This window comes from Endozoicomonas sp. Z74 (assembly GCF_057680865.1).
The window spans coordinates 20,671-28,782 of the sequence record NZ_JBLYZI010000073.1; the positions used below are offsets into that span (position 1 = coordinate 20,671).

Consider the following 8,112-nt stretch of genomic DNA (forward strand, 5'->3'; position numbering starts at 1 on the left):
GGGTAAGTCAGATTAATGCCGATCTATGAGTACCAGTGTGAGCAATGCTCGGAAGTCTCTGAAGCCATTCAGAAATTCAGTGATGCGCCATTGAGCGACTGCCCGGCCTGTGGTGAACCAGCACTGAAGAAACTGTTGAGTGCACCTTCTTTCCGGTTAAAGGGTGGCGGCTGGTATGAGACGGATTTCAAGGGAGGCCGCAAGAAGAATGTGGCTTCCAGTGATAACCACTGCCCCAGTAAAGACAGCAAGAGCGCCTGTGGCGGCTGCTCTGCAACCAGTGAATGACATTCTGTTGCAGGCCCGGCAGCTGCTGGCCCGGTGCCACCGGCCTGCTGATCACTTGTGAATTTGAACAGTTGAATCCCCTGATTCGAGGTATATTATGCGCAGCCATTATTGCGGCGAACTGAATCTTTCCCATGATGGGCAGGAGGTGACCCTCTGCGGTTGGGTGCATCGCCGTCGAGACCACGGTGGCGTGATTTTTCTTGACCTGCGCGACCGTGAAGGCATGGCTCAGGTAGTAGTGGATCCGGACACTGAAGAAGCGTTTGCACTGGCTGACAGAGCCAGGAGTGAGTATGTTCTGAAGGTAACTGGTTTCGTCCGGCCCCGCCCTGAAGGGACCGTCAACCCGAATATGCCCACGGGTGAAATTGAGGTTCTGGGCAAGCAGGTAGAAATTCTCAACCAGGCCCAGACACCCCCTTTCCAGATTGAAGGGTACACCGAAGTGGGTGAAGACGTTCGTCTGCGTCACCGGGTGGTTGACCTGCGTCGTCCTGAAATGCAGGAAAAGCTGATCATCCGCAGTAAGGCAACCGCGGTTGTCCGGCGTTTTCTGGAAGAGCAGGGTTTTCTCGACATTGAGACCCCCATGCTGACCCGGGCAACCCCTGAAGGTGCACGGGATTACCTGGTTCCCAGTCGTGTACATCCAGGGCACTTCTATGCCCTGCCCCAGTCTCCCCAGTTGTTTAAACAGATGCTGATGGTTTCCGGATTTGACCGGTATTATCAGATTGTAAAATGTTTCCGTGATGAAGATCTCCGTGCTGACCGTCAGCCAGAGTTCACCCAGATCGATATTGAAACTTCCTTTTTGGAGGAAGAGCAGATCATGGGCATCACTGAAACACTGGTGAAAAAACTGTTCACAGAAGTGAAGGGTGTTGATCTGGGAGCTGAGTTCCCACGAATGACGTTCGCTGAAGCCATGAACCGCTATGGTTCTGACAAGCCGGATCTGCGTATTCCCCTTGAGTTGGTGGACGTTGCGGATCTGATGGCTGGTGTTGACTTTAAGGTATTCAAAGGCCCTGCTGAAGATCCAAAGGGCCGTGTTGCCGCCCTGAAAGTCACTGGCGGGGCGCAGTTAAGCCGTAAGCAGATTGACGATTACACCAAATTTGTCAGCATTTATGGCGCCCGTGGGCTGGCCTGGATCAAGGTGAATGAACTTGAGAAAGGCGTGGAAGGTCTGCAATCCCCGATCATCAAGTTCCTGGGTGATGACGTGACCATGAACATCATGGAGCGTGTGGGTGCCGCCAATGGGGATATTGTCTTCTTTGGGGCAGACAAAGCCAACGTGGTGAACGAAGCTCTGGGCGCACTGCGCTGCAAGGTGGGCGAGGACATGAATCTGTACACCTGTGAGTGGGCTCCGCTCTGGGTGGTCGACTTCCCGATGTTCGAAGAAACGGAAGGGGGGTTGACGGCGTTGCACCATCCTTTCACCGCGCCGACCTGTTCTCCGGAAGAGCTGGAAGCGAATCCGGCTGAGGCTCTCTCCCGGGCCTACGACATGGTGCTTAATGGCTATGAAGTAGGCGGTGGTTCTGTGCGTATCCACCGTGAAGAGATGCAGGAGGCAGTGTTCCGGGTTCTGAATATTGCGGAAGAGGAGCAGCGTGAGAAATTCGGCTTTCTGCTGGATGCCCTCAAGTACGGTGCGCCTCCCCACGGTGGTCTGGCATTTGGCCTGGATCGACTGGTGATGCTGTTGTGCGGTACCACGAATATTCGCGAGGTTATCGCTTTCCCGAAAACCCAGTCAGCATCCTGTCTGTTGACTCAGGCACCGGGTGAGGTGGAAAGTCAGCAGCTGCGTGACCTGAATCTGCGTATTCGTCGCGATCCGGCTTCTGCTACCAGTCACTGATGATTAAGGTATCCGGCGGTCAGAGCTGCCGGATAATCTGAGCAATTTAGATAGGGGTTTTCTATGGCAGGTCATAGTAAATGGGCCAATATCAAGCACCGTAAAGCGGCACAGGATGCCAAGCGGGGCAAGATTTTTACCAAGATTATTCGAGAGCTGGTGGTCGCTGCCAAACAGGGCGGCGGAAATATTGAGGATAACCCCAAGCTGCGAGCGGTGGTAGATAAGGCCCTGGGCGCCAACATGACCCGGGATACGATCAATCGCGCAATTGCCCGGGGTGCCGGTGGTGACGACGATTCCAATATGGAAGAGGTTACCTATGAAGGATACGGTGCGGGCGGCATTGCAGTGCTGGTGGAGTGCCTGACCGATAATCGTAACCGGACCGTGGCAGAAGTGCGTCATGCTTTTTCCAAGCACGGTGGTAACCTGGGTACTGATGGTTCCGTTGCTTATCTGTTTGATCGCAAAGGACAGATTTTTTTCGAGCCGGGCGTTGATGAAGACGAAATCATGGAAGCCGCTCTGGAAGCGGGAGCCGAAGATGTGGTCAGCAATGACGACGGCTCTGTTGAGGTGGTGACGGAATGGACGGAATTTCTGGCGGTTAAGGACGCTCTGGAAAAGTCCGGTCTTAAAGCGGCCGGTGGTGAAGTGGCCATGATTGCTTCAACCCAGACCGAGCTGGATCTGGCGGGCGCTGAAAAAATCATGAAACTGGTGGATCGCCTGGAAGACCTGGATGATGTCCAGAATGTCTACACCAATGCGGATATACCCGCTGAGGTGATGGAGCAGCTGGGCTAAGACCTGAAGCTTTTTGTCACGCCAAACTTGAAAAGCCCCGTTGTTCGGGGCTTTGTTTTAATCAGCTCAGTAAAGCCAGTAGTCAAAGTGACCGTTGTAGAAAGGTTCTTCTTCTATCGTCTCACTCCTGGTTTCAGAGATAAGGATTGAAGCTGCTCTGATATATGGGGCGAAATAATTCAGGTGAGCAGTAACACCAGCCTGTCGACTGGCATGCATGACTCGGGACAAGATGATCAACGTGCCTGGCTGCCTGGCTGCCTGGCAAAAAAGGCTAAATTTTCGTCCTGGCAGAATTGAGCATCTAATGTAACCAGATTTTCTGGATCGATGTGGATGTCTTTATAAGGGATGAGCTTCCCTGTGCTGTATTGTGAAGGATTTCCTTTGGCCATATTACTGAGAAATAGCCCGAGCAAGAGTTCGATGCCTTGGGTGCTGATGGTATCATCGATTTGCCTGAGTCTTCTGTAAAAACTCGTTTCAATAGGCTTGGGGTATTCCCGATGGAATAGGTGTTGCCTGCCAGAATAAATAGTCGGTTGCGACCAGCTTTTGATGGGAACCCCTAATATTTCTGCTTCTTTCAGTATTTTCAGTGCTTCGTCTTCTATTCTCCAGGGGATTTCATCCGACAGGGGGAAAGGGTAAGTTTCACATTCGCCTGTATCAGTCGCTTTTAAGTCTGCATAAAGAATGGTCTTTATCCAGCGTTTCTTTATTAAAAAATGAAGCAATTGCTGGACTATTTCCCAATGCCTGGAACCTTCTCTGGCGTAATAATCATTGGTCAGTATGAAGTGAGTGGTTTCCTTTAATGGGAGTCTTGAAAACGATTTGGTAATCTGTTTTGAGGATGTCAGCTGAACGGGAATTTCTGTCCAGGTGGTCTCCTCGGCAAACGTGGGTAACGGTATTGTCAGAAGAAAATAGAGAATGATCCAGTGTGGCTGGTGGGGGCTCATTGTGATCAACCTGTCGTGGTGCATTGTGCATCTGAGGGATAGACAAGTTTCGAGTGAAATAGAAGAGTAAAGTTCCCTATTTAAAGGTTCAGGCTCAGGCCAACCAGAAAAAGAAAGATAACGATGCAGGTGATGGTAATCAGGGTTCTCAACAGGTCATTCATATGCATTATGCCGGATGTCACCGCTTTTTTTCGTGAAAAACAGTTTGCCTCCTCTTTTTCAGAGGGGGAGGCGTAAAATGGTTTTCTTCTGCTATGGGCATTTAGGCCAAGTGTGTCAGCTAATCATAAGTCGGGCTGCCTGAGGGCTATAGCGGTTTTTAGTAATCCCCTGTTCAGGATTTGTAAGCCTCAGATACAGAATGACAACGGTGGTAACGTGTATGGATATACAGTATTCTGTCAGCATGTATTGAACAGGAACAGGGTTTCAATGGCCATTTTGCTGGGTATCGATCCCGGGTCACGAATCACCGGCTATGGTGTTGTGGAGGAATCAGGAGCGCGCTGCCAATACGTTGCCTCTGGCTGCATACGTATTAAAGAGGCACCCTTGCCGGAACGCCTGCTGCAGATCTACCAGGGAATCAATCAGGTTATAGAGATGTATTGCCCACAGTCTGTTGGGGTTGAACAGGTGTTTATGTCCAGAAATGCCGATTCGGCCCTGAAACTTGGCCAGGCCCGTGGTGCGGCGATTGTTGCAGCGGTCAGCCATGGGCTGGAAGTGTCCGAATATTCTGCAAGGCAGGTGAAACAGGCGGTGGTTGGTAAGGGAGGAGCTGAAAAGTCTCAGGTACAGCAAATGGTAAAATCGATCCTCAAGCTGGATAACACGCCTCAGGCGGATGCGGCGGATGCTCTTGCTGTAGCGCTTTGTCATTCTCATACCCGCTCCAGTCTGGTCCGGATGGCGGGAGCTACGGGGCGGAGAAACCGAAGGCTGTTGAGTCGATGAGCGGCTTTTGCAAGCAGGCAGTCTCAGGCTTCAGGGTGTTGGCAGAGATGAAAGGCGCCACTGCACAGCGTAAAATCAAGAATCTGCCCAGGATCGTAAACCCGGCCCAGCATGTGCCAGAGCTTGTGGCTGATTTTCTGCTGGTAGTGAAGGTCATCCACAGCCTGAATGAGCAGCGTTTCCCTTTTATTCCAGCCTTCCGCCAGGTGGCCGGTTTTGATCAACTGTATATCGCTTGGTTGAAGTCCATGGTCAAGGGCGGTTAAAGCCAGGCTGGCGAGCAGGTGATGAGCGCCAGACAAATGAGCGCTTCTCAGGGTAACCAAGGCACGATCCCGTAGAGGAAGACGGCTGTACCCGGATAGGTAAGTGCGGAAGGCCATCCTGGGAGTATCTAGCCTGGGCGAGTACAGCTCAGGATGAGGTGGCCGTTCCTGAAGCCGCTTTTGCGTTTGAACGAAGGGAATTGGAATCACTCCTCCCTGGGTGCAGGGGTGGTAGTCGCTGGCCAACCCTGCCTGGGGAAGCAGCCTCCATATCAGGCTGAAAAATCGATGCATGTCGTTATACCGTTCCGGCGTCCGTTATTCTGCTGGTTTGAGTGTTGCTCTGGATAAGGGTTCCTATTCCAGGGAATTATTGTCAGGTGGCCTTACTGCCTGGTTATCACAGGGGTTTATTTATGATTGGAAGGGTCCGTGGGGTTCTGCTGGAGAAGCAGCCGCCCTTATTGCTGGTCGAAGCCGGAGGGCTTGGGTATGAGATTGAGGCGCCCATGTCGGTTTTTTACCGGTTGGGAGAGCCCGGGGATGAAGTTACACTGTATACCCATTTTGTAGTCCGGGAAGATGCTCAGTTGCTGTATGGCTTCAGTGATACGCGGGAGAGAGAGCTTTTTCGGACGTTGATCAAGGTGAATGGTGTGGGGCCCAAGCTGGGACTGACGATTCTTTCTGGAATAGAGGCCCCTGATTTTGTGCGCTGTGTGCATGATGAAGACAGTTCAGCTCTGGTCAAGTTGCCGGGAGTGGGTAAGAAGACGGCGGAGCGCCTGATTGTTGAACTGAAAGATAAGCTGAATCGCTGGGAGAGTGAGCTGGCTGTGAATGACGGGCTTGCAGGAACACCTCTGGGTCAGCAGGCGGCTAAAAAGGCGGCCGATGTTGAGCAGGAAGCGGTGAGTGCCATGGTGGCGCTGGGTTATAAACCTCAGGATGCCAGCAAGGTTATTGGCCGGATCTATGTGGACGGGATCACCAGCGAGGATTTGATCCGGCAGGCGTTAAAAAGCATGATTTAGCGGAGCCGGTGTTTCTATTTTCAGCGCTTGGTAGCCAGTGCGGGCTTTAACCCGCATATTGCATTAAGCCGCTGCTGGCTGCCGAATGATCCGTATTGAATCCACGCAGATGATCAGTGTGGCCATCCAGATGAACCCGTAAGTCAGCCACTGCCCTGAGGGAACGGGCTCCCGTAGAATAAGAACGGCCACCATAAACAGTACCGCAGGTTCAAGGTAGCTCAGTAAACCAAACAGGCTTACAGGTAGAGCTTTTGACGCTGCCACATAAACCAGCATGGCGCTGGTACACAAAGCGCCCAGTCCAGGTAGAAGATAAATAAAATCCACTCTTTGGCTAATGACTTCAAGAAAGCTGGTGTCCATGACCAGAGCAAAGGTGGCGATCGGTGACAGCAGGAGGTTTTCAAAAAGGAAGCAGGCAAGGGTGTTGGCGTCTACTCGACGACGTATCAGGAAATAAAAAGGGTACAGGCCGGATACCAGGAGTGGAACCCATGAAAGGGAACCGTACAGGATAAGCTCATGAATGACGCCTGTTACAGCAAAAGCGATAGCCAGCCATTGTAAAGGTCTGGGCTTCTCTCCATAAACCACCCGGCCGGTAAGCACCAGGGTCAGCGGTAGCAGAAAATAACCCAGTGAAAGCTCCTTGGTCAGGCCGTTGACCGGAGCCCATACAAACAGCCACCACTGAAATCCAACCAGCCCGGTTCCGGCGCTCAGCAAGAGGATCGTTTTTGGCTCTTTGAAAATGGCCAGAAAAGCGGTGAACTGGTTCATCAGAAGCAGGGCAACAAGGGCTGTGATGGTAGAAAAAAGAATTCGGTTCCAGAACAGTACCGACCCATCCAGGGGAGAGAGCCACTGGACGTACCAGGGCGTCAGTCCAAACAAAAGTGATGCCAGAATTGAATAGGCAAGGCTGGTGGAGGAAACAGAAACGGTTGACATAAATACTTCGGCCAGATCAGGAAGAGGTTGCCCTTTAACTCAGACTTACAAAGTCTAGTGATGCTGGAACAGGTCGACAATAGGTTTGAGGCGTAATCAAAAGCTTATTTGTGATTCGACGCTGTGGCATTGAATGAATGGTTATAAAAATAGCTAAAATTATAATAAATTAAGAATTTCTGGATGGTTTATGGACAGACCCTCGGGAAGCAGCTCGTTAACCCATAGTCTTCCTCCTGAAGATTTGGGAGGCAGTGGGTCTACTCATAATTTATCGGACGCCAGGGGGACTCCAGGACTTAGAAGTCCGAACAAAGCCCCTGCTGAGTGTATAAAACCTCTTTTAGAGCGACCGGTTCAGGAGGTGGAGCCAAAGACTTATATTGGCTGGTTTTATGATTCGGTTAAAAATGTGGCCAAAGCCAGTGCCGCCTTTGTCTATGATTTGGCTGAAACCACCGTACACACTTTTACAGAGGGCTGGAACTCCTTGGGGCCTGGGGTAGCTGAAGTTGCAAAGTTTGGTGCTGGCTGCGCCGGCTTTGGGGTTTCTCTTCTTCAGGCGGGCTTTGCCGCTGGAAATGAGGCGCTTGAAAGTACCGGTTATGAGCTGGATAAGCGTTGCATCAGTTTGATTCCTGCTTTTTTAACCGGCGCTGGGATCCATACCCAGGGCATGACAAATTCGGAGCTGCGCCATCTGGGCACATCACTGATGCTTTTGTATCTTGGTGGCAAACCGGATATTCAGGCGCTGTTCAAATTAAATGTTGCTAACATGGTCTATACTCCCTGAGCATGAGAATTGTCGTGTAAAGTGGAGTTCCAGCCATGAAACCTCAGCAATTCCAAGACATCCTGAAGTCCATACCCATGATGTCCCCAGAGCAGATCGGTGTCCTCCATAAAACTCTGCCGCCCTCACCCATTGCCGGTGATGCACAAGGTATTTCCGG

Annotated in this window: 9 protein-coding genes; 6 read left to right on the forward strand and 3 right to left on the reverse strand. The window is 51.5% G+C overall.

Going from position 1 to position 8,112, the window contains the following annotated elements; genetic code table 11:
• Nucleotides 1-15: 15 nt before the first annotated feature.
• From ACNRUY_RS18360 to ACNRUY_RS18370, 3 genes are all read left to right on the forward strand, one after another.
• Nucleotides 16-288 carry an FmdB family zinc ribbon protein gene (locus ACNRUY_RS18360; protein ID WP_488113105.1) on the forward strand — a complete coding sequence of 91 codons (273 nt, stop codon included), beginning with the start codon at nucleotides 16-18 and terminating at the stop codon, nucleotides 286-288.
• Between the two features lie 97 nt (nucleotides 289-385).
• A complete protein-coding gene (gene aspS, locus ACNRUY_RS18365) occupies nucleotides 386-2,167 on the forward strand; it encodes an aspartate--tRNA ligase (RefSeq protein ID WP_488113106.1) in 1,782 nt (593 codons plus the stop codon).
• Between the two features lie 63 nt (nucleotides 2,168-2,230).
• The gene (locus tag ACNRUY_RS18370; RefSeq protein ID WP_488113107.1) at nucleotides 2,231-2,977 is read left to right on the forward strand and encodes a YebC/PmpR family DNA-binding transcriptional regulator; all 747 of its coding nucleotides are present in this window, start codon (nucleotides 2,231-2,233) and stop codon (nucleotides 2,975-2,977) included.
• Between the two features lie 236 nt (nucleotides 2,978-3,213).
• Here ACNRUY_RS18370 and ACNRUY_RS18375 read toward each other — a convergent pair whose 3' ends face one another.
• A complete protein-coding gene (locus tag ACNRUY_RS18375) occupies nucleotides 3,214-3,942 on the reverse strand; it encodes a hypothetical protein (protein ID WP_488113108.1) in 729 nt (242 codons plus the stop codon).
• A gap of 435 nt (nucleotides 3,943-4,377) precedes the next feature.
• On the opposite strand from ACNRUY_RS18375, the gene ruvC reads away from it, so the two are divergent.
• The gene (gene ruvC / locus ACNRUY_RS18380) at nucleotides 4,378-4,902 is read left to right on the forward strand and encodes a crossover junction endodeoxyribonuclease RuvC (protein ID WP_488113109.1); all 525 of its coding nucleotides are present in this window, start codon (nucleotides 4,378-4,380) and stop codon (nucleotides 4,900-4,902) included.
• Between the two features lie 23 nt (nucleotides 4,903-4,925).
• On the opposite strand, the gene ACNRUY_RS18385 is transcribed toward ruvC, so the two are convergent.
• Entirely contained in the window at nucleotides 4,926-5,462 is a 537-nt protein-coding gene (locus ACNRUY_RS18385) for a hypothetical protein (RefSeq protein WP_488113110.1), read from the reverse strand.
• A 122-nt stretch (nucleotides 5,463-5,584) separates the two neighbouring features.
• On the opposite strand from ACNRUY_RS18385, the gene ruvA reads away from it, so the two are divergent.
• On the forward strand, nucleotides 5,585-6,202 hold the full coding sequence (ruvA, locus tag ACNRUY_RS18390; protein WP_488113111.1) for a Holliday junction branch migration protein RuvA: 618 nt from the start codon (nucleotides 5,585-5,587) through the stop codon (nucleotides 6,200-6,202).
• A 63-nt stretch (nucleotides 6,203-6,265) separates the two neighbouring features.
• Here ruvA and rarD read toward each other — a convergent pair whose 3' ends face one another.
• Complete coding sequence (gene rarD / locus ACNRUY_RS18395) at nucleotides 6,266-7,156, reverse strand: EamA family transporter RarD (protein WP_488113112.1); 891 nt, start codon at nucleotides 7,154-7,156, stop codon at nucleotides 6,266-6,268.
• A 412-nt stretch (nucleotides 7,157-7,568) separates the two neighbouring features.
• Between rarD and ACNRUY_RS18400 the strand changes: the two genes are divergently transcribed.
• Nucleotides 7,569-7,952: a hypothetical protein gene (locus ACNRUY_RS18400; RefSeq protein ID WP_488113113.1), complete on the forward strand. Its 384-nt coding sequence runs from the start codon at nucleotides 7,569-7,571 to the stop codon at nucleotides 7,950-7,952.
• The last annotated feature ends 160 nt before the right edge of the window (nucleotides 7,953-8,112 follow it).

Excerpts from the sequence above, each read along its gene's own strand:
- ACNRUY_RS18360 (WP_488113105.1), top strand. The coding sequence starts at position 16 with ATGCCGATCTATGAGTACCAGTGTGAGCAATGCTCGGAAGTCTCTGAA.
- aspS (WP_488113106.1), top strand. The coding sequence starts at position 386 with ATGCGCAGCCATTATTGCGGCGAACTGAATCTTTCCCATGATGGGCAG.
- ACNRUY_RS18370 (WP_488113107.1), top strand. The coding sequence starts at position 2,231 with ATGGCAGGTCATAGTAAATGGGCCAATATCAAGCACCGTAAAGCGGCA.
- ACNRUY_RS18375 (WP_488113108.1), bottom strand. The coding sequence starts at position 3,942 with ATGAGCCCCCACCAGCCACACTGGATCATTCTCTATTTTCTTCTGACA.
- ruvC (WP_488113109.1), top strand. The coding sequence starts at position 4,378 with ATGGCCATTTTGCTGGGTATCGATCCCGGGTCACGAATCACCGGCTAT.
- ACNRUY_RS18385 (WP_488113110.1), bottom strand. The coding sequence starts at position 5,462 with ATGCATCGATTTTTCAGCCTGATATGGAGGCTGCTTCCCCAGGCAGGG.
- ruvA (WP_488113111.1), top strand. The coding sequence starts at position 5,585 with ATGATTGGAAGGGTCCGTGGGGTTCTGCTGGAGAAGCAGCCGCCCTTA.
- rarD (WP_488113112.1), bottom strand. The coding sequence starts at position 7,156 with ATGTCAACCGTTTCTGTTTCCTCCACCAGCCTTGCCTATTCAATTCTG.